Below are 25396 nucleotides of genomic sequence, written 5' to 3' on the forward strand. Positions count from 1 at the left end.
ATATCCCTCACTAAGTAGCGTGTTTGCTTTATTCTTCGTCTAGCGTAGGTTTTAGTGCATCCTTTAGAAAAATTTCCTGACTATTAATTGGATCTTCACTACGATCAAATTCTTTGTAATGATATTTTCCATTGAAGTCTTGAATACGAGCTTTTGCTGTATCCTCAAGTTGTGTATTCATGATGTTAATAATACGAGCTTTTGCTTCACTTGCATATACAGGGAATAAAATTTCTACACGTTTAATCATATTACGAGTCATCATATCTGCAGAAGATAAATATACTTTATTTTCCCCATTATGATGGAACCAATAAATACGAGAATGCTCAAGGAAGCGACCAACAATACTCGTTACTGTTATGTTTTCACTAATTCCAGGGATGCCTGGTCTAATGCAACAAATACCACGAATGATAAGCTCTACTTTGACACCTGCAATAGACGCCTCATATAGCTTCATCATTAAGTCTTTGTCCGTTAGTGAATTCATTTTAGCTCGAATAAAACCATTACCATACTTCTTATGACAAGCAATTTCCTCATCCATTAACCTAATAAATTCATCTCGAATATCAAATGGCGCCACGACCAAATGATTAAAAGTTGGCTTTTCTGTATAACCGCTTAAATAGTTAAAGAAGTTAGTAGCATCAATGCCAAATTCCTTATCTGTCGTTATTATACCCATATCTGTATAAATTTTTGCAGTTGCATCATTATAATTCCCTGTTCCAAGATGTACAAAACGCTCAATTTTTCCATTTCGACGACTTACTACAAGCGTTATTTTTGAGTGTGTTTTTAAGTTATTCATACCGTAAATGACAAGGCAACCAGCTTGCTCAAGTTGCTTTGCCCAAAGCACATTATTCTCTTCATCAAAACGTGCTTTCAATTCAACTAAAACGGTTACCTGCTTACCATTTTCTGCTGCAAACTTTAATGCTTGTATAATAGGTGAATTACCACTTACACGATATAACGTTTGTTTAATTGCTAAAACATTCGGATTGACCGCCGCTTCTGAGATAAAATCTACGATTGGCGCAAACGACTCATATGGGTGATGGAAAAAAATATCTTGTTGCAAAGCTTTTTCAAAAATATTTTCATCCGATTGCAAATCTAATGGTGGTTGTGGAATAAAGCTTTCATATTCTAAATGTTCTCGACCAACAGATATGCCTTTTACAAACGAGAACATAAATGTTAAATCTAGTGGTCCATCTATATGAAAAACATCTGTTTCTTCAATTTCAAATTCATCAAGTAAGTATGTAAGAACTTCCTCGCTCATCTCGCCCTCACGAACTTCTAGACGACTCCCTACACCCCATTTACGTTTTTTCAGCTCTTTTTCGATTTCTACAAGTAAATCTCGTGCACCTTCCTCATGAATCGTTAAATCAGCATTACGTGTCAAACGGAAAGCCTGTGCTGATTTGACACTGTAACCATAAAAGAGCTTTTCGATATGTGCTACAATCACGTCTTCTAATAAGACAATAACCGTCTCTCCGTCTGCTGATGGTACTTTAATATAACGACCTAAGACAGATGGAACTTGTACGATCGCTACCTTTTCACGATTCTCTAAGTCTGCTTCATCTTGCTCTAATAAAACAAGTAAATTTAATGTTTTACCAAGCAAAGTTGGAAAAGGACGATACGCATCTACAGCTACGGGTGTTAAAACAGGAAAGATAGTTTCTGCAAACATTTCATTGACGAATGCTTTCTGTGTACTATTTAAGTCTTTCATGTCTGCAATATGTACATTATGTTGTGGTAATAAATCATATATTAAATGTCTATAAACTTCAGTTTGTCGGCGCACTAATGCTTGAGTTCGCTCTGCAATTTTTGCTAATTGCTCTTTTGGTGTTAAGCCTGACTTATTTTCAGGCTTATGGAAACCTGCACGTACTTGATCCTGTAGACCCGCAACACGCACCATAAAAAATTCATCTAAATTCGAACTAAATATCGCTAAAAATTTCAATCGTTCTAGCAGAGGATTATTGACATCCTCTGCTTCCTCTAATACTCGTTCATTGAAGGCTAGCCAGCTTAATTCACGATTGTTATAGTATTGCGGCTTAGCGATTTCCTCTAGTAAACGGCCTTGTGCTTCTGTTAAATCCTCTTCACTTAACTGATTGTTCGTAACTTCAGTTGTCATAATTGTTCAACCCTTCTTCAACAAAGTTTATTTTTATAGGTATTTTTAGTGCGCGTTCTAGATGTTTTTTATGTCGGTTTGCCTGATATTTTTCAGCGGCCGCATTGTGTTTCACATAGATGTTAAGCTGAACATAATCCTCTTTTGTTTGCATCTTAATGGTACGTACAATCTTTCTTTTAGATACATTTAACGCATAGACAAATTTTAAAAGTGAGCCAAAGTCTCGTATTTTACGATACTCCTCACGACTCATCCATTCTGTAAAAGGAGCTGCGAATCGCTGATAATAATCTTTATTTTTATACGAGGCTAAGAGTGCTAATTTCACACGCTCCTTATGATTTAATCCATCGATAGATTGGTTCGCAATTAAATAAAAGGTATGCTGGCTCGCCGAACTTAACTCAATATACTCCCCTATATTAAAAACCTTTGCCGCTTTCGCCAATAATTGCAAATCTTTTGGATTATGTTGTAAATAACCGAGGTTGCAACATTCTCGGTACAATTGATTCGTTAAATGCGTCAAATAGTCCACTTCCTTTTCCGTTCGACCATACTGACGAGCCAATCTTTTAGCGTTTCCTTCAAACACATTGTACTTATCAAACGCACTTTTATCTGTTTGCAAAATACGCTGTATAATGATTCCTTCTCGCAAACCCTTATTTGTTATCTGGAACAATTTACTGCCGACAACCTCCATTAACACATTGAAAACTTCTAATGCAGGGGCGATGATGTCCGCACGATCTGCCGAAAGCCCATCTAACTGTTTCAATTCATTAAAACTTAAATTACCTAAAAACATACTGAGCTCATCTAAATTTTCCTTAGTCATTTCGTAGCCATGTACACTTGCAATTGGATATGCATGTTTTTGCTGATGAATTTGGGCAATATTTCGAGCACTACCACCAATGGCGATAATCGGTAAACTGATATCCTGCATCCAAGGAAGTGATTTGAACTGTTCTTTAACAAATGCAATGAGTTCCTTTTTTTCACTACTGTTCATAATCTCACCCTTTACAAAACGTTGCTTTAAAGAAACTGTACCAAAAGGAAAACTATAAGATTTCTGTAGTTCTTTATTTTCAAAAAGCGTTATTTCTGTACTACCACCACCAATATCGATAGTAACCGCGGACTTCGTGCCTATTGAATGCGCTACAGCAACAAAGCCATAATATGCCTCTTCCTCTTCAGATAAAAGCTCTATATGAATGCCTGTCTGTTCTTTCATTAAGGTAATAATTTTTGCTCTATTTGTTGCCTGACGGATTGCAGCTGTTGCAGCAGCTTTAACATCAGTCACTTCAAAATCATCGAGCATTGCTTTAAAACTCAATAATGTTTCTGTTAATACTTGTATACCTTCTTCAGACATTTCACCAGAGGGCTGTAAATATGTACGTAAACGTGCAACCGTTTTAATATTTCCAATCTCACGAAGTCCCTCTTCTTTATCGTATTGATACAATACTAATCGAATGGTGTTTGAACCAATATCGATGATAGCCGTTTTTAATTCATTCAAATTATCACTTCCTTAACGCGTACATGCATATTATTTTTGGTTCTACATCAAATGTGAGGTGAGGTGAGGTGAGCCACAATGTATAGATACTCAAACATTCCGGTGATTCCCCTCACTTTTCGTCACTGACTGCTTAACCTCATCGATTTAGATACAAACCTACGAGCTCTTAGCTTGCCAGGTTTTCGAGTAGAAGTGTTAGGATACTCACCTTCATGTCGTATAGATAACCCAACAAATAGAACCTTATTATTTTGTTCCTAGCATCATTTATCTATACAAAAAAGCCGGAGCCTAAAAGAGGCATCCGACTTTCTTTAACTTATTAATATACTTTCAGGATACCCATTATTAATATTGTGAAGTACCTTTTTCAACTTTATCTCTATTGTTCAAAACTTTATTTTATAAGATAAGTTGGTCTATTCGTAAAATAAGCTCCGCAATTTCTGGCTTACTAATTTGATCTTCTGCACCTACTTGGTCACCTTTATGACGTAGATCATCTGTAATTAAGCTTGAGAAAATAATAACAGGAAGCTTTTGGAGATCTGGATGCTCCTTTATTTTACGCGTTAAATGATGCCCATCCATTTGTGGCATTTCAATGTCCGTCACAACTAATTGAATATGCTCGGATACCTTGCTACCACCTTTGACGACGGATTCGAGGTATTCATAAGCATCACGGCCATTTTCAAAGAATTCTACATTCTCATAACCTGCTTCATTCATAGTATCGAATAAGAGCTTACGTAGTAATGGTGAATCTTCTGCAATTAAAATTCGTTTTTCAGAGCGGTCACGTTTACCAAGCTTTTTAACAGATTCTACACTAATACCAGATTCTGGATTGATATCTACCATAATTCTTTCGAAATCAAGCAATAAAATCATCTGCTCATTTTGCTTAATAACACCAATTACTTGTGATGTTCCTCCCTGATACATATCAGAAGGTTTCTCGATTTGATTCCATGAAATACGGTGAATCTGTGTTACATTATCTACATGGAATACTACGCGCTGTTTATTAAACTCAGCTACAATATATTTTTGCTGAGGACTACGCTCTGCATTTTGAATACCTAATACTCGGAGCATATCAACTACAGGTAAAACCTCACCTCGTAATTGAATAATCCCTTCTACATGCGGGTGCGCGTGTGGAATAAATGTTACTGGAAACGGTTGAATAATTTCCTTTACTTTAATAACGTTAATACCAAATTTATTGTTAGCTACTTCAAATTCAACAATTTCTAGCTCATTTGTGCCACTTTCTAATAATATACCTTTATGTTCCAAAGCAACCCCGCTCCTTTCTCTCCAACTTCTATTTAATTCTATTTATAATTCAATTGTATCATAGGCAATACATTTCTCCTACTTGCTTTTTCCATTTTATAATGAACATGGCTCGCCATCATAACATTGGGTTGATTTCCATTCAGGCAGGGCACTTTCCTGGGCGTAATACGTTTTATCAAATGTCATCTCCAACTTTTGAGCCATTGATTTTTAGATGCATCAATAAGCCAATTATCGTCATCACAATTAATGTCGATAATGCAACACGACTTGCTAGCGTTCCATAATCTTTCATCCATAATGTGACCGTTCCATAGACTGCTGGCCCAATAATGGAGGATACTTTACCCGAAAATGCAAATAAGCCAAAAAACTGACCCCGTTTTTCTTCTGGAGACAATTCAATAATATATGTTCTAGATGTTACCCACATCGATCCTAGCGATACGCCAAACATACTACCTGCAAGCCAGAACATCCATTGCTCTGTCGCAAAGACAGCAAATGCTAAAGCAACAATCATTAATATCGCCACCACGGTTATCGCACGTTTGGCTCCAATTGCTTTTGTAATATAACCAAATGCAAAAGAGCCAATAATAGTTGAAACAGTAGACACTAAATAAAGCACGATAAATTGACCCGAAGTGAAGCCTACAATCGTTGTTGCATATACAGCCATCATCGCAATGGTTGTTGCAATGGCATCATTTAAAAAGAAATAAGCAATCATAAAGGTGAAAATAGCTTTATAATGCTTCATGTCTTTAAAGGTTTGAACAATTTCCTTATAGCCATCTAGAAATTTAATTGACTTGCGCTGAGACATTGGAATCGGTGTATCTTTATTTATAAAAAATAAGGGCAAAGAAAATAATAAATATAAAATGGCAGTTGGTATAAATGCTCGATGGAAATCGCTGTTTCCTACATACAAATAAACAAGCAGCCCCAAAATTGTACCAAGATAACCAATCGCTACCCCATAGCCAGAAATAAGGGGCATTTCCTCTTTTGTCCCTAAATCACCCATCATTGAATCATAGAATACTAGACTCGAATTAAAGAAAAATTTTGCGATGATAAAACTAGCCACAACTAAAAATAAACTAAGTGGCACACCTGCATAATTTGTTGACGTTTGTAGATTCGCAAGAACACCCATCATAAAGGTGAAGAAGATGGAGATAGATGCAAACCACACTATAAATCTCTTTTTATAGCCAGTATTATCAATCCATACACCAAAAAGTGGTGAAAAAACAACGAGGAAAAAGCTAGCAATGGCATTCGCATAAGAAATAAACGTGCTTGCCACCTGCTGCATTACCTCATTCGTTCCTAAAACCTCATCCATATAAAACGGGAAAAATATAGTATTAATATTTGAAGAAAATATTGTGTTTGCAAAATCATAAAATGCCCACGATAAAATTGGCAGTGATAAATAAAGAGCTAACTGACTCCGATGCTGTGCGTCTACTACTGAATTCCGCTTCATAAAACCCTCCTCCCCATTCTTTATATTATTAAATAAATTCACTCAAGCAATAAAAAATACCCTTTATTTAGAGAAAATTAACGCTATTTACAATATACATTCTTTTTCGTTTAACTAACATTATAAAATGAACAAATCTTCTCCTTATTTGCGAGCTACTCATAAAAAAAAGATATCCAAGCCCCCTCGCTTGGATACCTTTGTACTATTCTTCTATATTCACCCACGTAGAAGACCATTGTTCCATTGCTTTAAGGACCGGTGCAAGTGCATGTCCTTTTTCTGTCAGCTCATATTCAATCACTACTGGTGTTGATGGAATAACTGTGCGTTTCACAATGTTCTCAATCTCTAACTCTTTTAATCTCTCCGTTAACACACGACTACTAATACCCACCTGATTTTTAATTGTTGAGTATCGTTGCGGACCTTCTAATAACTGATAAATAAGCAGGGTGTTCCAGCTATGATTTAATATTTTTAACGCCTTTTCAAATCGTGGACAAATTTTTTTTTGATCCAATTTACCTTCCTCCTAAGGATTTTGTTCTTATATAAGAGTATATCATTTTTGTCAAAAATCAGTTTCAAAAATAAAATTTAGTTACTTGACAAAAGTTATTTTTAAAAATAAACTAAGTTACGAAATGTAAGTTAAAAACAAAAGGAGTTTATTCAACTATGCAAAATATCGGTTCAACTATTTTACGCGTGGTGCTTGGCATTATTTTTGCAGCTCACGGATTTCAAAAGTTTCAGGGTGGTATCGGTTTCACAGCTGATTATTTTGATGCCATTGGTATTCCAGGCTTTATGGCTTATATTGTTGCCATTATAGAACTAGTCGGTGGTGTAGCAATGATTTTAGGCTTAGGCACAAGACTTTTCGGCGCTTTATTGACAGTGACAATGATTGTTGCCATTTTCACAGCGAAGCTTAGCGTTGGCTTTATCGGTGAAAACGGCTTAGCTGGGTATGAATTTGATTTAGCTTTAGCTGCAATCGCTTTATACTTTGCACTTGCAGGAGCATCTAGTTTTTCATTAGACGCAAAACTTTTTGATAAAGAGTGATGCTTCCGTAGATTACTATTTTCTCAGGTGTGTTAATTAAACTGAATGAAGATAAAAATAAACCCGAAGTATCATTTTATAAGATGATACTTCGGGCTTCCTAAAATTTTTTCTATAGTCAGTGTTATTTTAACCTTTATTGATAAGCCTTTAAAAGTGCCTGCGTACCGTTTTCACCATAACCCTCTTCGATTAGCTTGTCATACATATCATAAGCAAGTGCTAGACCTGGTAAAGTAATCCCCATTTTTTTAGATTCGTCTAATGCAATTTTCATATCCTTTACAAAATGCTTGATATAAAATCCTGGTGCGTAATCTTCTTTTATCATACGGGGTGCTAAATTACTTAACGACCAAGAGCCCGCTGCACCAGACGAGATAGATTGCAATACTGTTGGTAAATCCAGTCCAGCCTTTAAACCGTAAGCCAGTGACTCACACACACCAATCATCCCAGAAGCAATAACGATCTGATTACACATTTTAGCATGCTGTCCTGCACCAGCTTCACCTTGATAAACAATATTTTCACCAAAATGTTTCATGACTGATAAAATTTTATTGAATGTAGCTTGGCTACCTCCAACCATTATTGATAATGTCCCGTTTTGAGCACCGATATCTCCTCCAGAAACTGGTGCATCTAGCGCTTCTACTCCAAGTTTTTGTGCTTGCTCAAAAATTTTCTTAGCCAATGTTGGCTCGGAAGTGGTCATATCAATAACGATATTGCCGGATTCAGCTGTATGAAATAATCCATTATCTCCAAAATAAACTTCCTCTACATCTGCAGGGTACCCAACCATTGTAAAGGCAATTTCCTTATTTTTAAATGCTTCTGCTGGTGTACTTGCCCAAGTTGCACCTAACGCCAAAAGCGGCTCCGCTTTCTCCTTTGTGCGTGTATAAACTGTTACCTCATGACCATTTTTTAATAAATGAATGATAATACTAGCACCCATAACGCCTGTGCCGATAAATGCAATACGCTCTTTTCCCATATGTACATACTCCTTTGTATCAAGGCTATTGATCAATTATTCACAATATTAACCAACCACTAGCACTTGTTGTCCTCTTTCAGTGTAGTTGAATAAGTGTGATAATTCAAACTTTTCTTGTTAACGTACTAAAAGCATTATGTGCTGCATATATACGAGTAAATCAATTTCGCCTGGACAAAAAAAAGAGAGCAGTTGATGGGGTATCACTGCTCTAAAGGGGGAAATGAGAATGTTGCTGTGTTCATAATAAAGTATTCCCCACCAAATGCTTTTTAAACATATTATTTAAAAAGTTTATATTTTGAATACTGGAACATTCTTTCAATCTTCTTGATCTTCTTCTTCTTCAAATGCTGTCTGTCTATAATAAGTATTCATTAACTGATCTAATCTGCGACTCAGTTGAATGGTTTTCGCATTTTGCAACCCGTTCTCTACACCTGAACGAATCATCATCTCACGAGTTTGTTCCATTTGTTTCAAGAGTAGATTGACCATTCATACAACCTCCACACACAAATAATCATACCATTATTATACATTTATATTTCATTTCTTACAGCATTAACTTACGACAATGTTCGACAAATTAGCTTCTAGGAACTTCTTGATAAGTATAGATTATGCGTCCATTTTGTTTGGCCTCACCTCTAAAATGTTTAAATAAAGGATGTTTTACAAGTACTTCTCGAAACTCATAAAATTGTTCCTTTTCTATTTCTATACACTTTAATTCCCCATTTTGTAATTGTTTAAGCATAGTTTCGTATTTTTCCATTTATTTTATTCCTCTCTTTTTAACATTTTGTTTAATAAATTATGAATTATTGAAAAAAGGCTTTACGTTTCCCATTTTTTCATGCAAACTGTATATTATTAGTCGATGAAGGAGCTGACTGTCTGTGAAAATAGCCGAAGTTGGAAATATTATCGAGTTTAAAGATGGCCTACAAGGTATAGTTGAAAAAGTAAATGAAAATTCGGTGATCGTTGATTTAACATACATGGAAAATTTCGATTCCCTTGAAATTGAAGAAAAAACGGTCGTCAACCATAAACGTTACAAAATTTTATATACAAATGAAGCTTAATATTCTGAATAGTCCCTATTTGTCTTTATAGATGATAAGGGACTTTTTTTTTGATAATATTAAAAGCATGGAGGTCGAATGATGCTTACAAATTCGAAACAAACAATAATATTGATCCTTTCTTTATTATTCGTTTATGGCATGCTTGCTTTTACCTTTGCTAACCAAGCTGTATTTTGGTACCTATATGCATTTACTTTACTTGTATGTATTGCCATTGCTATTTTGGCTGGTAAAATTGAAGATCAGTTACCTACTTGGAAATTTTTACTTTTCGGTATTGGATACGGTACAATAACATACGGTATTATACGCTTTGGCTATTGGCTTGCACCATACATTAATGATTCATTAGTACAATCAGTACAAAAATTTTTAGCAAATTATGGACCACAAAATATTTGGCACTATATTTTACTCGTATTCATTGTTGCAATCGGTGAAGAGATCTTTTGGCGTGGCTATGTTCAACAACAGCTGAAACGCTTTATGCGCCCTACTTTTGCAGTTATTGTAACTGCGATTTTATGCGCAATCTCCATTGCACTAAGCGGCTTTATGCTTGGTATGATCGCCGCACTTGTAACCGGCCTTATTTGGGGCTTGTTATATGAATGGCGTAAAAGTATGCCACTTATTATTGTAGCTCATGTAGTTTTTGTACTACTATTATTTTTAGTGTTACCTTTAACATGATAACATTAAAATTTGGAAACATTTTATCTTTACCAACGTTTAATTAAGAAAAGGAGGGCTTTTCATGCAAAAAAAATTACTTTCAGTACCTGCTTTATTATTAACAGCGGTTTTAGTCGTAGGATGTAATACTTCTGATAAAACAGAGGATTCTGACGCTCAAAAAAATGAGCCATCAAATACATCGGCTGAACAACAACAACCATCATCTAAGGATAAAACTGTAGATGAATCGCAAGAAACGCCTACATCAAATGCAACAAATAAAGACAATACAGACAATTCAACTAAAAAAGAACAAGAAGTTAACTATGTACAAAAAGGTGTAGACAAGACTGAGAAAGCAAAGGAATCAAAAAGTGCTACTCAAGACTACAAAATTCAACAACTACCTGGATTTACACTTTCTCAAGAAGAACCAGGTAAAGACATGTTAGTTTCTAATGACAATGCTGAAGTATTTATGCGTATCGAAGCAATTGATGCATCACAATCAAGCTACGCAGATGCTAAAACATCTATGCAAGATTATATGAATGCTGTTGGTGAAATATCATCTTTAACTTCTGAAGATCTAGCTGCATTTAAGGATATTAAAAACATAGAGGGTTATGTAGTAAATTTTGATACAGAAAAAGTAATCGGCGTTGTTTTTGAAAAAGACGGTTTAATTACAAAACTAACAATTCACGATAACAACGAATTAGATTTAACAGATGCTATGCTTAAAATGGCAGCAACTATTTCTAAAAAATAATTATACAAATGAGACTGTAGACAAACTTGTTTGCTCTATAGTCTTTTTTTATTATCAATTATACCTCGGCATAATTGCGTCCGGAATCGGAAAGGAGTTAAAGGGGTTTATAACATAATGTGAGGTTGATTTCCGTTCCGACTGGTCCGATTGTCCAATGAGCGGCTAGGAGCGGTCACGAGGGCGCTAACACAGGACAGGATACCTAACTTTCGATTTCGCTCGCTCCTGCCCTTATCTATGATACTAAGGGCGTTCTAGAATTCTTTGTTGGAGTACAATTTAAGATTTGCCTTGTCCTCACCCCAACCTTTGTAAAGCACTTTTTAGAGACATCTTGTCTAAAATAAAAAAAGTTGCCTCAAATTCATTGAGACAACTTTTTTTAATAAGACAAATCTTTAATAGACAGTCCTAGTTTTTTTAATAACGTGATAGCTTGGTCTTTTTCTTCAACAGATAGCACACTCATCAATTCATGTAAATGCTGTTCATGTTTTGGAAATAGTTCTCCCATAAAGGCTTCACCTTTATCCGTAATTTCTGCATAGGTAACACGGCGATCTGATGGACAAGAGACACGTAATAAATACCCTCTTTTTTCAAGTTTATCAATGACGTACGTAATAGACCCACTAGCTAGCAAAATTTTATTGCCAATTTGCTGTAATGGCTGTCTTCCTTTATGATAAAGAAGCTCTAATACAGCAAATTCAGTAGGGTTTAATCCATTCTCTTGAAAAAATTGATGGGTCGTCTCATTAATCGCTTTATGTGCACGTGATAATACAATATATAATTTTAAAGATTGCTTTATACCTTCTGACGTCATATCCTTTTCCTCTCAATTCGCTATTTATACATGCCATTATAGCGAGATTAGAAAAGCATTGTCAAAAGCATTATAGATTTTAAGCCTTTTACGGTGGTAATGTTACCATTTTGACTCTTTTTATGTTACTAAATAAGCAGAATCTTTCGTGGATACATCCATTGTATCCATCTGATTAAATGTGTAAATCGGGAATTGTAAGTGGAAGCATGTCCCCTTCTGTAATTCACTATTCACACCTATTACACCTTCATGCTCTTCAATCACCTTTTTCACGAAAGCAAGGCCTAGTCCTGTCCCTGTTGATTTCGTCGTGTAAAAAGGTTGGAATAAGTTTTGAAGGGTAGCACTGTCCATGCCGGTACCTTCGTCTTTAATCAGTAATTCTACAATCGCACAGTCAATAACATTTATTTCGACCGTGATCGTTCCACCGTTATTCATGGATTCCATCGCATTTTTAATAAGATTCATGAATACTTGCTTTAAGCGATTTTCATTGCCACCAATGTATACTTGTGTAGAAGTAGAAATGTATTGAATCATAATATTTTTCATAAGCGCATCTGGAAGCATAAACTCAATCACTTGCTTCACAATGTGATCTAACTCTAATAATTCCACTTTCATACTTGTTGGCTTGGACAATACTAAAAGCTCGGATAAAATCTGTTCCATCCGTTGGAGTTCACTATCGATGACAGATAAATACATGCGTGACTCTTCATCAGCATTTAGCTTTAGCAATTCGGTAAAGCCCTTTAAAGAAGTTAATGGATTACGAATTTCATGGGCGATACTTGCGGCCATTTGACCGACAACATTTAAAGCTTGCTGATGTTCAACTTTATGTTGAAGTTGTTTCTTTTCTGTTTCATCATTAATGACTGTGACAATAATATTGTTATATTCATCAAAGATACTTGAAATTTCATAATAGCAAGTGCTAGAAACTTGAGCTTCATCAACAACATGAATACTTGCATGCTTTTCACCCATCAGTTTAGAAAGGTATGCAGTAATTTGACCTTTCTTCAACGTAAATGCATCAAATATATGCTGATGTGCCTTATGAAGAAGCTGCGATTTTTCTATTTTTAAATACATTTCAGCATACTTATTTAGCCCAAGAATTATCCCGCTAGCGTCACTTACAATAACGGCGTACGGTAAGTGATCATAAGCATTGAAAGATTGTGATCTCTCCTGCTCTTGACTAACATATAATTCATGAGCTATATCATTATTTAACGTTGAAATTTGCGCAACAATTTCTTCTGTGTTTGGATCATAAAAACATTTGAAAGACATCATTTCAAACTCATTTCCAGCTGTTTGAATATTGAAGATTTCTTCTGATCTCAAATCACTTTCTAATTGTTTGACGAACTTCGCCCAATTTAAATTAGATGGCTCGTCCATAGTTAAATAACCAATATACGTTGAATGGAGGTTAAAAAGTTTAATAGCAGCCTCATTCACGTTCAAAATTTTCCCTGCTTTATTAAGAATAAGTGTTGGTGACGAAGTACTTGTCATAAGATTTTCAAAACATTGATTAATATCATTTTGCTTCAACTTTCTCACCGAACCTTTCAAAAGAGTAAAAAACCTCTTAATCGAATTTTGAGCCTTTACTATACTTTATGACTGCACGATTCTATTATTACAAAATTTAGTAAATTAAAGTATAAAAATTATTTCACGAACTGTTCACAAAATAAATAGGTAAAAAGGATTATATTGTATGACAGCTACTTGACTGTTACAATTAGAAATTGAAAGGAAGATTATTGAATGAATACTATTTTAACTACCTTAAACGCAAAGTATATTCACACAAATTTAGCATTGCGTTATTTAAAAGGTGCAGCTTTACCAGAATTTAATCCAATTATTGCAGAATATACAATTAAAGATCCTGCTTTTAATATTGTATCAGATTTGTTTCAAAAAAAACCTGATATTGTAGGATTTAGTTGCTATATTTGGAATATTGAAGAAACTATTCACGTCATCAAGATGTTAAAAACTGTCTGTCCAAATGTTAAAATTTTGCTCGGGGGACCTGAAGTTTCTTACGATGCCCACCATTGGTTACGTAGAATTGAAGAGGTTGATTTCATAGTTATGGGTGAAGGAGAAACTTCCTTTAAACAGTTACTACGCTATTTGCATGGAGAAATTGCATTAGACGATGTTCCAGGGATTTGCTACTTAGAGGATGGTAAAGTACGAATTCACGCACAAGCACCAAAAATAGATTTACGTGAATTGCCAAGCCCATTTCGTTTTGAAGAGGACCTCTCTCATCTAAGCAAACGAATTCAATATATTGAAACAAGTCGAGGCTGTCCATTTAGCTGTCAATTTTGTTTATCTTCTATTGAAGTAGGGGTTCGTTATTTTAACCGAGAAAAAATAAAAGAAGATATTCGATTCTTGATGGACAACGGTGCACGTACTATCAAATTTGTTGATCGTACATTTAATATAAGCCGCAGCTATGCAATGGAAATGTTCCAGTTTTTAATCGATGAACATAAGCCAGGGGTTGTATTCCAATTTGAAATTACCGCAGATATTATGCGTCCTGAGGTTATCCAGTTTTTAAATGATAACGCACCAAGAGGTCTTTTCCGTTTTGAAATTGGTGTTCAATCAACGAACGATTTAACAAATACTCTTGTAAAGCGCCGTCAAAACTTTGAAAAACTCACGCGTACAGTGACGATGGTCAAAGAAGGTGGAAAGATTGATCAGCATTTAGATTTAATCGCTGGTTTACCAGAGGAGGATTATGCAAGCTTCCGTCAAACCTTTAATGATGTTTTCGCAATGCGACCAGAAGAATTACAGCTTGGATTCCTTAAACTTCTACGTGGTACAGGCCTGCGTCTAGAAGCTGAAAAATTTGGCTATACGTATGTGGACCAATCCCCTTACGAGATTTTCTCAAACAATGTCTTAACATTTGATGATATAGTCCGCATTAAACATGCAGAGGATGTACTTGAGAAATATTGGAACGATCACCGTATGGATCATACGATTGAATACTTAGTAACTGAAGTGTTTGAGACACCATTCGATTTCTTCCAAAATTTCGGTACTTATTGGGAAACTAAAGGTTGGTCGCGTATCGGACATCAGCTCGAGGATTTATTCCGTCGTTTATTAATGTTTTTAGAAACTGTAGAAGGTGCTAATTTAAATATCATTCAAAGCCTAATGCAATTAGATTATTTAATGATACAGCAGTTCCAGCCACGTAAATTATGGTGGAAGGAGCGTCCTACAGAGGAACAACAAAAAGCACTTTATAATGCTTTACGTGAAAACCCTGCAATTGCAGGTGAGGCATTCGCCAACTTCAATCTATCTGAAAAAGAGTTGTTTAAACATACGCTCATTATTCCGCATCACATAGATTTCCAGAATTTCTTAAATGGCAAAATTGTACAAAAAAATGGCTATCTTTTAACTTACTTCCGTCACGGTCAAGCACCATACTTTGCAACAATCCACTCTATATAATAAGAAACGCTAGTCCATTAATAAATATAGGACTAGCGTTTTTTCCATTCATAAAGAATTCTTAAATTTCCTATAACCTAAAATAAAACCAAACGATTACGTTTTTAATTGAATCCATTGTAAGTAAAAACTATAGCTTTATTATGATTAACAGATGTTCTTAGAGGCATTACAATTATCCTAAAAAAATTTAGTACGAAATTCTCAACCCACCAATACCCTATACTTGTAAATATTACCTATTAAACAGTCGTAACAACCAGGAAAAACAATTTAAAATTTTTCGACAATTATGTGGCAACACCAATTTTTTAGTCAGTTAAACAATCTTAGACACTTTTATGAATAGATTTTCTACTGAGGATTTCTAAATTCCTTAGTTTTCATTTACGGATTTCAATAAGCTTTATAGGTAACTGGAAAATATAAGGAAATTAAAAAAGAGCTACATTAGCTCTTTTTTAATTTTTTAGTACTTTACCCAATTATTACACGTTCTTTAGGATAGTGATAACTTGATTTTTTGCCTCTACCTCCACCACCTAAAGAGTAAAGGAAGGAAATTAAACCGACACGACCAACAAACATTAAAATTATAATAATAATTTTGCCAATTACCGATAGGTCGGAGGTGATTCCTAAAGACATCCCACACGTTCCGAACGCTGATGTAATTTCAAAAATTATTTGAATCAGTGATGCGTGTGGCTCAGTAATGAGTAAAATAATTGTCGCAACTAATACCATAAAGAATGCCAATAAAATAACAACAAACGAGCGGAATACATCAATTAAATATATTTCACGTCCGAATACTTGAATATCCTCTCTTCCTCGTGAAAAGGTAATTAGGAACAAAATGGCCATGGCAAACGTTGTTGTACGTATCCCACCACCAACTGAACTTGGTGAGGCACCAATAAACATTAAAAAGCTCATAAAAATATCTGTCGCTTCACTAAAGGTTGTTACATCATACGTCGTAAGTCCAGCTGATCGTGTTGAAACAGAATGGAACATTGCAGAAAACAGAGCCTCATGCCAAGACATTCCCTTAAAGGAATGGAATGATTCAAGCAATAAAATAACGACAGCCCCTACCACAAATAAAATTGCATATGTGGAGGTTGTTATTTTTGTAAATAAACTAAAGCGGAAGTTTGCATGGCGATTAAGTAAAAAGGTTTTCACTTCAATTAAGACTGGGAAGCCTATTGCGCCAAGCACAATTAGCACCATCGTTATCGCTTGGACAAAGTAATCTTTATGAAACGGAAGCAAACTCATACCTGTAATATCAAAGCCACCATTTGTAGTAGCTGAAACGGAGGCAAAGACACCATGAAACAAGGCTTCTTGAAAAGTGCCGAAATATTTCGCAAAATGCAATGTTAAAATAAACGCACCCATCAATTCAATACCAATTAAGATTTTCAATATTTCCCGAATTAATTGAACAACCCCTGACAAATTGTATTGATTATGATCGATCATAATCAATTGACGCTCACGCATACCAATTTTTTTCCCAACTAGTAACCACACAAAGGTACCAAGTGACATAATGCCAATTGCGCCAAGCTGTAAAATGACAAGAACCATCGCGAGCCCAAATTTTGTATAGCTTTCAGATATATTGATTGTTGTTAAACCTGTTACGCTGACTGCGCTTACTGCAGTAAACAAGCTATCTAATAATGAAACTTTTACACCTTCTTGATGAACGCCTGGTAGCCGTAGTAACAGGAAGGAAATCGCTATAGCTATAAAATAATAAGAGACAAGTACCTGAAAAGGTGTTACAAGTCTATTTTTTGATCTTTTCCAGGGCACTTTGACAACCCCTTCCTTATATGATGCCAAACTCGATAGATATTAGTATAGAAAAAATACTTAAAAAAAGAAAGAGGAATAGATACGACTATTCCTCTAAAAGATCATTGAACTTGTTTTTTATGACGAACTCCTACTAAATAGCCTACTAATGCGATGCCCACTAATACAATCCAGAAAGTTAACTCCCACGCAGTAGAATGTGGGAACTCTGCAGGTAAAATACCCACCTTCTCATGTGACAAAGTTAACACAACAAGCTTCACGCCTACCCAACCTACAATTAAGAACGCAGCGGTCTCAAGGGAGGGATAGTCATTTAATATTTTCACAAACCATTGTGCCGCAAATCGCATCATGATGACTCCGATAAACCCTCCGAGTAACATGACACTAAATTGTCCACCATTGATGCCACCTATCTCAAAGTTCCCTAATTGCGGTAAAGTTACTGCAATGGCAACTGCAGCAAGCATAGAATCAATAGCAAATGCAATATCCGCGGCCTCTACCTTAAGCACTGTCATCCAAAAACCAGCGCCCTTTTTTCTCTCTTTATCATTAGATTCTTCGTTTGAATCCTTTTTATTACGCAAATCATATATATTTTTGGCAGACATGAATAATAAGTAAGCTGCTCCCAACGCTTGAATTTGCCAATAATTCACTAATACTGTAATGACAAAGAGTGCGGAGAATCGGAAAATTAACGCGCCGAATAATCCATAAAATAATGCTTTTTTTTGTTGCTCTTGTGGTAGATGCTTCACCATCACAGCCATTACAACTGCATTATCTGCTGCTAATAATCCTTCTAATACTACAAGTACAATTAGTACCCAGCCGTATTGTAATAAAATTGATTCCATTCATGTGCCTCCTCTAAAACTCTGTATACCCAAAATAGTCATTACTATACGAGTACAAAAGAAAAAGACCTCTGCCTCTATAAAAAGGCAAAGGTCTCGCTTAGCAAATAAATAACTGACACTTCATCAGTACCTCTCTATTACTAGTAATTGAACTACCACTAGTATAGAGTTACTCGCTTATCACACCCGATGGTAAAAACCATGTAATGACGAATGTAATCCAGATACATCGCTCGTATCTGTTAGCTACTCCCCTTTGACAAAACGTCGAAGGTTTTTCTTCTGTTAACTTATTATAGCACTATCATATATGAGTGGCAAAATGATCTCCCCTACTATTAAGCCACAATCACTTCAATCTGATGTCTACCGCAAATTGGATAGTGACTAGCTAGATGAGCCATTAACTGCCCATAAACGCCCGATTGTTTCACCTTATTTGAATTTGATAACGTTTATCTTCTTTATGCGTTATATAAAAATCAATCATTCTAGGCATAGTCTGTATAAAATCGGGGCATGTAATACCACTATTTTTCAAAATAGTAACTGCTTCTGATGTATCGAACTTAGCATTCCAAGTTAAGTAGTCTAAAGTTTCTTGCTCAACACCTAGATTTTTTCGAATAAGCGGCACTTGTAAAGATATTCTTGCTAGAGTTAACGGTAATCGCCCCTTAGGATAATGGTTAGTTAATAATTTTACCATCATACGATACACTTCCTGCACAGGATGCGGATTTGGGTCCGTTAGATGCAAAGTTTTCCCTTCAGCACATTTTTCATCAACTAGATAAGTCGAAGCGTTTATAATATAATCCACTGGCACCACATTTAATGTTGATGTCGATTGACCAATATACGGGATAAACGGAAGACATTTTAATTTATCCACCATATTTAAAAAGAAATATGGCCCATCGAATTTAATAGTTTCTCCAGTTTCAGAATGTCCACGTACTATGCCAGGTCGAATAATTGTCAGTGGTATTTCTGATTTCAAATCCTCTACTCGATGCTCAGCTTCAAATTTTGTTTCCTCATAATAGTTTTTAAATGCAGGCGGGCGAATTAGTTCGTTTTCACACAAAACACCTTCACGTGTTCCTGCTACATACGCTGTACTAAAATACATATAGCGTCTTAAGTTCGGAAGTGTTCGAACAAAATCATTGACCATCGTCGTACCATGCACATTTACCTTCCATGCAATATCACGTGGTACTGCTAAATCATAAATTGCAGCTAGATGCCAGAGCACCTCAATTTGAGGTACAATTTCCTGTACGTCTTGGTTTTCTAGACCGAGATTCGGTAATGTAATATCTCCCTCTACAATATGAATAGAACAATTAGGAAACTCCGCTACAATATTTTCTCTTTCTAAATTTGCTTTTACAGATTCACCAGCTAAAACAATAGCGATTACTTCCTGTGATTGCTTTTTTCGAAACAACTCTCGTATTAATTGACTTGAAATAAAACCCGGAAAACCTGTAAAAAAATGAACCCCCATCTTTCATCCCCCCTGAACTTATCGCATCTTCCTAGTTTTTTTATCCATTAAGCTATAAACAATCGGTACAATATATAAGGTCAATAAAGTTGATGTCACAAGTCCTCCGATTACGACAATCCCCATCGGTTGATTCATCTCTGTTCCTTCTCCAATGCCAAGAGCAAGTGGCAGCAATCCTAAGATTGTTGTTAGTGCAGTCATTAAAATTGGTCGCAGTCGATCTTGTGTAGCAAGTAAAATCGCATCATACGTCGCCATTCCCCTAGCTTTTTGTTGATTAATGTAATCGACAAGGACAATCCCGTTATTCACGACAATTCCAACTAGTACTAAGATCCCTATAACAGATGTCACACCAACTAGCGTGTTCGTAGCAAACATTGCAATGGCAACGCCAATAATCATTAATGGTACTGTGAACATGATAACGAATGGATATTTGAATGATTCAAATTGTGCAGCCATCACGATATATACAAGTACTATTGCTAATGCAACTGCTAAAAGCATATCATTAATCGCACTATCATAAAGCTCACGATCTCCACTAAAGACAACTTGAGTTTCAGTTGGTAAATCAGCTTTTTCCAATGCTTTGTCCACTTTAGCTGAAATGCCCCCTAGCGATTCCTTCGTTTCATACTCTACAAAAAATGCAACCGCAGCCGCCTGATCAGAACGTCTTATCGATACTGGCCCTTCCTGTATAGAAACATTCGCAATGTCCTCTAGCTTTACAAATAAACCAGCAGGTGAACGAAGCTGCATCGATTTTAATGACTCGATACTATCATTAAACACTTGTCCAAAGCCTGTATAAACAGGCAATATAGCACCATCATCTGCCATTATCTGTGTAGTTAGCTGCCCCTTTGTCATTTGATTGACCGTTTGAGCAATTTGTGCAGGTACAAATCCGTAGTCCTTCGACTTTTCTCGGTCTACTTCAACTTGAATTTCTTTTACAGTGATATCTAAATCCGTAGATACCTTTGTGATGGCTTTTTCCTTTAATAGCTCCTGCTGTACTTTATCGACGGAGCTATGAAGTCTTTGCTCATCAGAGTCTGTTAACCTAAACGTTAATGTATTTGGTGACGAACCTGTTGTCGTTGAGACATTGAAGTTGAGTTCAACTTGCTCACCTAGCTCTGCATGCAAATCTCGTTCAACCTCTTCCACAAATTCAAAAATCGAACGGTCCCTATCTGCTAAAGGGACAAGCTTTACATATAGCTCTGCTTGGTTTGCACTTGTTTGTCCTCGTGCTTGTGCCTGCTGTGTACCACCAATCAAGCTAACATATACGTCAACATCTTTCTCCCGTTTCAAGCGTTCCTCAATTTTCGCAACAACTTTTTCTGTTTCTGATACCGCTACCCCCTTTTCAAGATTTACACTAATGGATGCAAATCCTTCGTCGGTTGGCGGTAAAAACTCTGTGCCAATTTTCATAAGCCCAAACAATGCAAGTACTAAACAGACAACTGTTGAGATTAGTACTAGCATACGGTGACGCAATACCCAAATAATTGATGTTTTGTAGCTCTTGTAAAAGGATGACTCATTACGTTTTTCATAAATATTCGTTGATTTCATTTTTAAAAGACGACTTGCAAGCATTGGGACAACTGTTAACGCAACGACTAACGAAGCAATTAAGCTAAAGGAAATAGTTAAAGCAAATTCTGTGAAAATTTGCCCTATCAATCCTTCAATAAACATTACAGGAATGAATACTGCAATAGTTGTGAGAGTAGAAGCTGTAATCGCAAGTGCCACTTCCTTTGTCCCTTCCTTTGCTGCTACTATCGAGTCCTTGCCAAGTCCTAAATGTCGTTCAATGTTTTCAATAACGACGATAGCATTATCAACCAGCATACCGATGCCAAGTGCTAACGCCCCTAATGTCATAATATTGAGCGAGAAATTTGCAAAAAACATTAAAACAAATGTAACAATAACTGAATATGGAATTGCAATACCAATGATAATAGGGCTTTTCACACTACGTAGAAAGACAAATAATACGAACATTGCGAATAATCCACCTAATAGTAAAGAGGATCCGATATTATTAATCGCTAAATCCACGTAGTTTCCTTGGTCCACTAGCACGTCTGCAACGATTCCTTGATATTGCTTCTTCGTTAACAATTCATTTAAAGCTTCTTTAAAAGCTTTTGATACCTCTGCCGTATTAGCACCCGATTCCTGTAACACAGACATTAATACCGCAGGATGCTCATTTGCTCGGGTTGTAGTTACAGATTTTTGCTCTGTGCGCTCAACAGTCGCTACTTCTCCAACTGTTAATGCTTTACCATCTAGTGGATTTACTGAAATGATTAAATCAGCAATGCTTTCTGGCGAATTTAAAGTGCTTAAAATTCGAGTTGTTAACATCTTCCCATCTGCTGTTAACACCGGTTCACCAGGAAGAGAAACATTGCTCGATTGAATAATTTGAATAATATCTGCTTGGGTTAATTCTTTTTCAACTAGCTTCGATTCATCTAAAGTTATTTGAACTTCTTCTACTAGCTTACCGGAAATATTGACACTTGCGACGCCCGCAGTTCGACGAAGTTCTTTTTCCAAGGCTTCCGCCAGTAAACGAACATCTACATTGTCATTTTCTGCCCGTAGTGAAAGTTGTATTATAGGAAATTGTGATGGATCAAATTTTAAAAAGCTAGGTTTCTCAGCACCATTCGGTAAAGGGGTCATATCGATTCGTTGTAAAATATCGAGCTGAGCATCTTCAATATTAGTTGACCAATCAAACTCGAGAATAATTAAATTGGATCCTTCTTGAGAGGTAGACTGTAGTTTTTTTATCCCTGGTAAGGTGGCGAGCGTTGTTTCTAATGGCTTCGTTATTTTCTCATTAACCTCTGTTGGACTTGCACCAGGATAAGAAGTAACAACGATGCCTATTGGTGGACGTAATTCTGGAATAAGTGTAATAGGTATTTTTAATAATGAAACGCCACCTAATATAATGACTAATATCATCGTAACTATTGTAAAAACAGGCCTTTTAATAGAAAAATTACTAATGTTCATTTTTTTGCAAGCTCCTTTTCTATCTCTTCCCTTCTATAATACCCGAAAAGGAGATTATTTTATAAATTTGGTAACTGCCCCTTGTTTTATATAGCTCATCACCAAAATTAGGAGATGCAATTTATTAAAACGTATACCATATATAAGTTGATTGGAGTGGAGACTGGGCGACTCCTTGGGGATTAGCAATAGAGGAACGAAGGCTAAAACCATCACGTCCTGTGATAACGCCTTCGTGACCAACATCGTGTTGGCCCGAGACCCTGCAGCGTAGCGGATGTTTTCTGTGCGAAAGCGTAGTGCTAACGTAGCGGCAGCAAATGTTTTATCTGTGCGAAAGCGTAGCGACAGCAACAACAAAAGCGGCTCATCGGACGCCACCAGGAAGCTTTGCTCTGTGCGAATGCGAAGCGTCAGCGACAAATGTTTTATCTATGCGAAAGCGAAGCGTCAGCAACAAATGTTTTATCTATGCGAAAGCGAAGCGTCAGCAACAAAGCGCCCAGTCGGAACGGAAATCAACCTCACGTTATGGTGCCGAATCTTATATTCCCTAGTACTGTATATATTCTACATATAGCTCCAATTTTCCTTGTAAAAAAACACGAATCGCAACATGTCGATTCGTGTTTTTTCATGAAAATAAGGTGTCATATAAAAAAGTATGGCTCTTTGGCAAAACGAAGCAGTGGCAATAACAGATATACAATTGGCTTAACTGTTATAAGTCCATTCTGATGAGTAACCACTGCGTTCACTTTTGCAATGCACATATTTTATTTTATAAAAGTTCTACGCTATTGCTGATTGGAGTGGAAGGCTACTCGACTCCCGTGGGAAAGCGAGACAGACGAGACCCTGAGGCCAACACGATGTTGGTCACGAAGGCGTTGTCACAACGCTCGCCCACAGGAAAGCGAGTAGCCTGGAACGGAAATCCTCCTGACAACTTTGTTTTTATTATAAAAGGCTATACAGTTTAATGTTTTCGTTTTTATCAGCGAACCAACGCATAGCAAACTCATTTTCAAATAGGAAAACAAGATTATCAAAACGGTCTTTTACAAGCATGGAACGACCTGAAGACATCGATTCTTTAACATCTTCTTCGTTTTCAATCCATCTTGCAATTTTCGAACCAATTGGCTCCATTCTCACTTCAACATTATATTCGTTTTTCATACGATGCTCAAAAACTTCAAATTGTAATTGACCAACTGCTCCAAGAATAACTTCTTCTGTATGCAACGTTTTATAATATTGAATGGCGCCTTCTTGCACTAATTGTAAAATCCCTTTATGGAATTGCTTAGATTTCATAACATTTTTCGCAGTTACACGAACAAATAGCTCTGGAGTGAACTGTGGCAGTTTTTCAAATTGGAATGTCTTTTTACCACCTACAACTGTATCACCAATCTGATAAGTACCTGTGTCATATAAACCGATAATATCACCAGCAACTGCTTCATCTACTGTTTCACGGTCGTCAGCTAGGAATTGTGTAGATTGTGTCACTTTGAATGATTTACCTGTACGAGATAAAGTCATGTTCATGCCACGTTCAAATTTACCCGATACGATACGTACAAAGGCAATACGGTCACGGTGTGCAGGATTCATGTTGGCTTGAATTTTGAAAATGAAGCCCGAAAATTCCCCATGCTCAACTGGATCAATAAATAGTTCATCCTCAGTAATTCGAGGCTGTGGTGTCGGTGCAAATTGTAAATATGTTTCCAGGAACGTTTGCACACCAAAATTTGTTAAGGCAGAACCAAAGAAAACAGGTGTTAATTCACCACGACGAATTTTTTCTTCAGAATATTCATTACCCGCTTCGTCGAGCAACATTATGTCATCCATTGCTTGTGAATAATATGAAGTCACCTTCATAGGATGCTCGACTGCAAGTTCCCCATTATCATCAATTGGTAAGAAACGTTCTTCTTCATCAGTACGGAATTGCTCGATACGTTTATTATAACGATCGTAAATACCTAGAAACTCTTTACCCATACCGATTGGCCAGTTCATTGGGTAAGCGTTAATGCCAAGTACCTCCTCAAGCTCTTCAATCAGCTCAAGTGGCTCCTTCCCTTGGCGGTCTAGTTTATTGATAAAGGTAAAAATTGGAATGCCACGCATTTTACAAACTTTGAATAGCTTTAAAGTTTGTGCTTCAATACCTTTGGCAGCATCTACGACCATGACAGCACTATCCACCGCCATTAATGTACGATACGTATCCTCCGAGAAATCTTGGTGACCTGGAGTATCCAAAATATTGACACGTGAGCCGCTATAATCGAATTGCATAACTGAAGAAGTTACAGAAATCCCACGTTGCTTTTCAATTTCCATCCAGTCAGATGTTGCAAATTTACCTGATTTCTTTCCTTTTACCGTACCGGCATCACGAATGGCACCACCAAATAGTAAAAGCTTTTCTGTAATCGTCGTTTTCCCAGCATCAGGGTGACTGATAATGGCAAAAGTTCGACGCGATAATATATCTTTTTCTAAATTTGAATTCATCTCGTCATTCTCCTTTTTTCATACTTAATAAT

The 25396-nt window shown here is 36.3% G+C and carries 20 protein-coding genes; 5 read left to right on the forward strand and 15 right to left on the reverse strand.

The genetic code is table 11. The features are described from left to right. Nucleotides 1-28 precede the first annotated feature (28 nt). The 5 genes from ACIQLB_RS19060 to ACIQLB_RS19080 all read right to left on the reverse strand — a co-directional run bounded on the left by ACIQLB_RS19060 (nt 29) and on the right by ACIQLB_RS19080 (nt 7063). Nucleotides 29-2185 carry an RNA degradosome polyphosphate kinase gene (locus ACIQLB_RS19060; RefSeq protein WP_400729301.1) on the reverse strand — a complete coding sequence of 719 codons (2157 nt, stop codon included), beginning with the start codon at nt 2183-2185 and terminating at the stop codon, nt 29-31. Then, nucleotides 2175-3728, reverse strand: a complete 1554-nt coding sequence (locus ACIQLB_RS19065; RefSeq protein WP_400729303.1) for a Ppx/GppA phosphatase family protein — start codon at nt 3726-3728, stop codon at nt 2175-2177. Before ACIQLB_RS19065 ends, ACIQLB_RS19060 begins: the two co-directional genes overlap by 11 nt. Before the next feature lie 405 nt (nt 3729-4133). Further along, nucleotides 4134-5036, reverse strand: a complete 903-nt coding sequence (locus ACIQLB_RS19070) for a chemotaxis protein (RefSeq protein WP_400729306.1) — start codon at nt 5034-5036, stop codon at nt 4134-4136. 178 nt (nt 5037-5214) lie between these two features. Next, nucleotides 5215-6540: an MFS transporter gene (locus ACIQLB_RS19075; protein WP_400729309.1), complete on the reverse strand. Its 1326-nt coding sequence runs from the start codon at nt 6538-6540 to the stop codon at nt 5215-5217. A 205-nt stretch (nt 6541-6745) separates the two neighbouring features. Further along, on the reverse strand, nt 6746-7063 hold the full coding sequence (locus tag ACIQLB_RS19080) for a winged helix-turn-helix transcriptional regulator (protein ID WP_370045869.1): 318 nt from the start codon (nt 7061-7063) through the stop codon (nt 6746-6748). Between the two features lie 158 nt (nt 7064-7221). Between ACIQLB_RS19080 and ACIQLB_RS19085 the strand changes: the two genes are divergently transcribed. After that, entirely contained in the window at nt 7222-7614 is a 393-nt protein-coding gene (locus ACIQLB_RS19085; RefSeq protein ID WP_400729313.1) for a DoxX family protein, read from the forward strand. Nucleotides 7615-7750: 136 nt separating this feature from the next. On the opposite strand, the gene ACIQLB_RS19090 is transcribed toward ACIQLB_RS19085, so the two are convergent. The 3 genes from ACIQLB_RS19090 to ACIQLB_RS19100 form a co-directional block, all read right to left on the reverse strand. Continuing rightward, nucleotides 7751-8617 carry an NAD(P)-dependent oxidoreductase gene (locus ACIQLB_RS19090; protein ID WP_400729316.1) on the reverse strand — a complete coding sequence of 289 codons (867 nt, stop codon included), beginning with the start codon at nt 8615-8617 and terminating at the stop codon, nt 7751-7753. Nucleotides 8618-8941: 324 nt separating this feature from the next. After that, on the reverse strand, nt 8942-9118 hold the full coding sequence (locus tag ACIQLB_RS19095; protein WP_132357797.1) for an aspartyl-phosphate phosphatase Spo0E family protein: 177 nt from the start codon (nt 9116-9118) through the stop codon (nt 8942-8944). A 91-nt stretch (nt 9119-9209) separates the two neighbouring features. Further along, complete coding sequence (locus ACIQLB_RS19100) at nt 9210-9398, reverse strand: hypothetical protein (protein WP_400729319.1); 189 nt, start codon at nt 9396-9398, stop codon at nt 9210-9212. 124 nt (nt 9399-9522) lie between these two features. On the opposite strand from ACIQLB_RS19100, the gene ACIQLB_RS19105 reads away from it, so the two are divergent. From ACIQLB_RS19105 to ACIQLB_RS19115, 3 genes are all read left to right on the forward strand, one after another. Next, nucleotides 9523-9711 (forward strand): YkvS family protein, encoded by a 189-nt coding sequence (locus ACIQLB_RS19105; protein ID WP_053483503.1) that lies wholly within the window; start codon nt 9523-9525, stop codon nt 9709-9711. Nucleotides 9712-9792: 81 nt separating this feature from the next. Beyond that, nucleotides 9793-10407 carry a CPBP family intramembrane glutamic endopeptidase gene (locus tag ACIQLB_RS19110; protein ID WP_400729323.1) on the forward strand — a complete coding sequence of 205 codons (615 nt, stop codon included), beginning with the start codon at nt 9793-9795 and terminating at the stop codon, nt 10405-10407. A 64-nt stretch (nt 10408-10471) separates the two neighbouring features. Next, nucleotides 10472-11164, forward strand: coding sequence for a hypothetical protein (locus ACIQLB_RS19115; RefSeq protein ID WP_400729326.1), 693 nt, complete (start codon nt 10472-10474; stop codon nt 11162-11164). 385 nt (nt 11165-11549) lie between these two features. On the opposite strand, the gene ACIQLB_RS19120 is transcribed toward ACIQLB_RS19115, so the two are convergent. After that, nucleotides 11550-11996: a MarR family winged helix-turn-helix transcriptional regulator gene (locus tag ACIQLB_RS19120; protein ID WP_400729328.1), complete on the reverse strand. Its 447-nt coding sequence runs from the start codon at nt 11994-11996 to the stop codon at nt 11550-11552. Nucleotides 11997-12116: 120 nt separating this feature from the next. Beyond that, complete coding sequence (locus ACIQLB_RS19125) at nt 12117-13478, reverse strand: ATP-binding protein (protein ID WP_400729430.1); 1362 nt, start codon at nt 13476-13478, stop codon at nt 12117-12119. 315 nt (nt 13479-13793) lie between these two features. On the opposite strand from ACIQLB_RS19125, the gene ACIQLB_RS19130 reads away from it, so the two are divergent. Continuing rightward, the gene (locus ACIQLB_RS19130) at nt 13794-15533 is read left to right on the forward strand and encodes a B12-binding domain-containing radical SAM protein (RefSeq protein ID WP_400729331.1); all 1740 of its coding nucleotides are present in this window, start codon (nt 13794-13796) and stop codon (nt 15531-15533) included. A gap of 477 nt (nt 15534-16010) precedes the next feature. Here ACIQLB_RS19130 and ACIQLB_RS19135 read toward each other — a convergent pair whose 3' ends face one another. The 5 genes from ACIQLB_RS19135 to ACIQLB_RS19155 all read right to left on the reverse strand — a co-directional run bounded on the left by ACIQLB_RS19135 (nt 16011) and on the right by ACIQLB_RS19155 (nt 25364). Beyond that, complete coding sequence (locus ACIQLB_RS19135; protein ID WP_400729334.1) at nt 16011-17366, reverse strand: TrkH family potassium uptake protein; 1356 nt, start codon at nt 17364-17366, stop codon at nt 16011-16013. 104 nt (nt 17367-17470) lie between these two features. After that, on the reverse strand, nt 17471-18235 hold the full coding sequence (locus tag ACIQLB_RS19140) for a TerC family protein (protein ID WP_400729337.1): 765 nt from the start codon (nt 18233-18235) through the stop codon (nt 17471-17473). Between the two features lie 433 nt (nt 18236-18668). After that, nucleotides 18669-19754, reverse strand: coding sequence for an SDR family oxidoreductase (locus tag ACIQLB_RS19145; RefSeq protein WP_400729340.1), 1086 nt, complete (start codon nt 19752-19754; stop codon nt 18669-18671). A gap of 18 nt (nt 19755-19772) precedes the next feature. Next, nucleotides 19773-22826 carry an efflux RND transporter permease subunit gene (locus ACIQLB_RS19150; protein ID WP_400729343.1) on the reverse strand — a complete coding sequence of 1018 codons (3054 nt, stop codon included), beginning with the start codon at nt 22824-22826 and terminating at the stop codon, nt 19773-19775. Nucleotides 22827-23786: 960 nt separating this feature from the next. Next, nucleotides 23787-25364 (reverse strand): peptide chain release factor 3, encoded by a 1578-nt coding sequence (locus ACIQLB_RS19155; RefSeq protein WP_400729345.1) that lies wholly within the window; start codon nt 25362-25364, stop codon nt 23787-23789. Nucleotides 25365-25396: the final 32 nt, after the last annotated feature.

It is taken from the genome of Lysinibacillus sp. NPDC092081 (assembly GCF_044755845.1).
Classification (GTDB): domain Bacteria; phylum Bacillota; class Bacilli; order Bacillales_A; family Planococcaceae; genus Lysinibacillus.

Coding starts and splice junctions, on each gene's coding strand:
- ACIQLB_RS19060 (WP_400729301.1), bottom strand. CDS start 2,185: ATGACAACTGAAGTTACGAACAATCAGTTAAGTGAAGAGGATTTAACA.
- ACIQLB_RS19075 (WP_400729309.1), bottom strand. CDS start 6,540: ATGAAGCGGAATTCAGTAGTAGACGCACAGCATCGGAGTCAGTTAGCT.
- ACIQLB_RS19085 (WP_400729313.1), top strand. CDS start 7,222: ATGCAAAATATCGGTTCAACTATTTTACGCGTGGTGCTTGGCATTATT.
- ACIQLB_RS19090 (WP_400729316.1), bottom strand. CDS start 8,617: ATGGGAAAAGAGCGTATTGCATTTATCGGCACAGGCGTTATGGGTGCT.
- ACIQLB_RS19095 (WP_132357797.1), bottom strand. CDS start 9,118: ATGGTCAATCTACTCTTGAAACAAATGGAACAAACTCGTGAGATGATG.
- ACIQLB_RS19100 (WP_400729319.1), bottom strand. CDS start 9,398: ATGGAAAAATACGAAACTATGCTTAAACAATTACAAAATGGGGAATTA.
- ACIQLB_RS19110 (WP_400729323.1), top strand. CDS start 9,793: ATGCTTACAAATTCGAAACAAACAATAATATTGATCCTTTCTTTATTA.
- ACIQLB_RS19115 (WP_400729326.1), top strand. CDS start 10,472: ATGCAAAAAAAATTACTTTCAGTACCTGCTTTATTATTAACAGCGGTT.
- ACIQLB_RS19120 (WP_400729328.1), bottom strand. CDS start 11,996: ATGACGTCAGAAGGTATAAAGCAATCTTTAAAATTATATATTGTATTA.
- ACIQLB_RS19130 (WP_400729331.1), top strand. CDS start 13,794: ATGAATACTATTTTAACTACCTTAAACGCAAAGTATATTCACACAAAT.
- ACIQLB_RS19140 (WP_400729337.1), bottom strand. CDS start 18,235: ATGGAATCAATTTTATTACAATACGGCTGGGTACTAATTGTACTTGTA.
- ACIQLB_RS19145 (WP_400729340.1), bottom strand. CDS start 19,754: ATGGGGGTTCATTTTTTTACAGGTTTTCCGGGTTTTATTTCAAGTCAA.
- ACIQLB_RS19150 (WP_400729343.1), bottom strand. CDS start 22,826: ATGAACATTAGTAATTTTTCTATTAAAAGGCCTGTTTTTACAATAGTT.
- ACIQLB_RS19155 (WP_400729345.1), bottom strand. CDS start 25,364: ATGAATTCAAATTTAGAAAAAGATATATTATCGCGTCGAACTTTTGCC.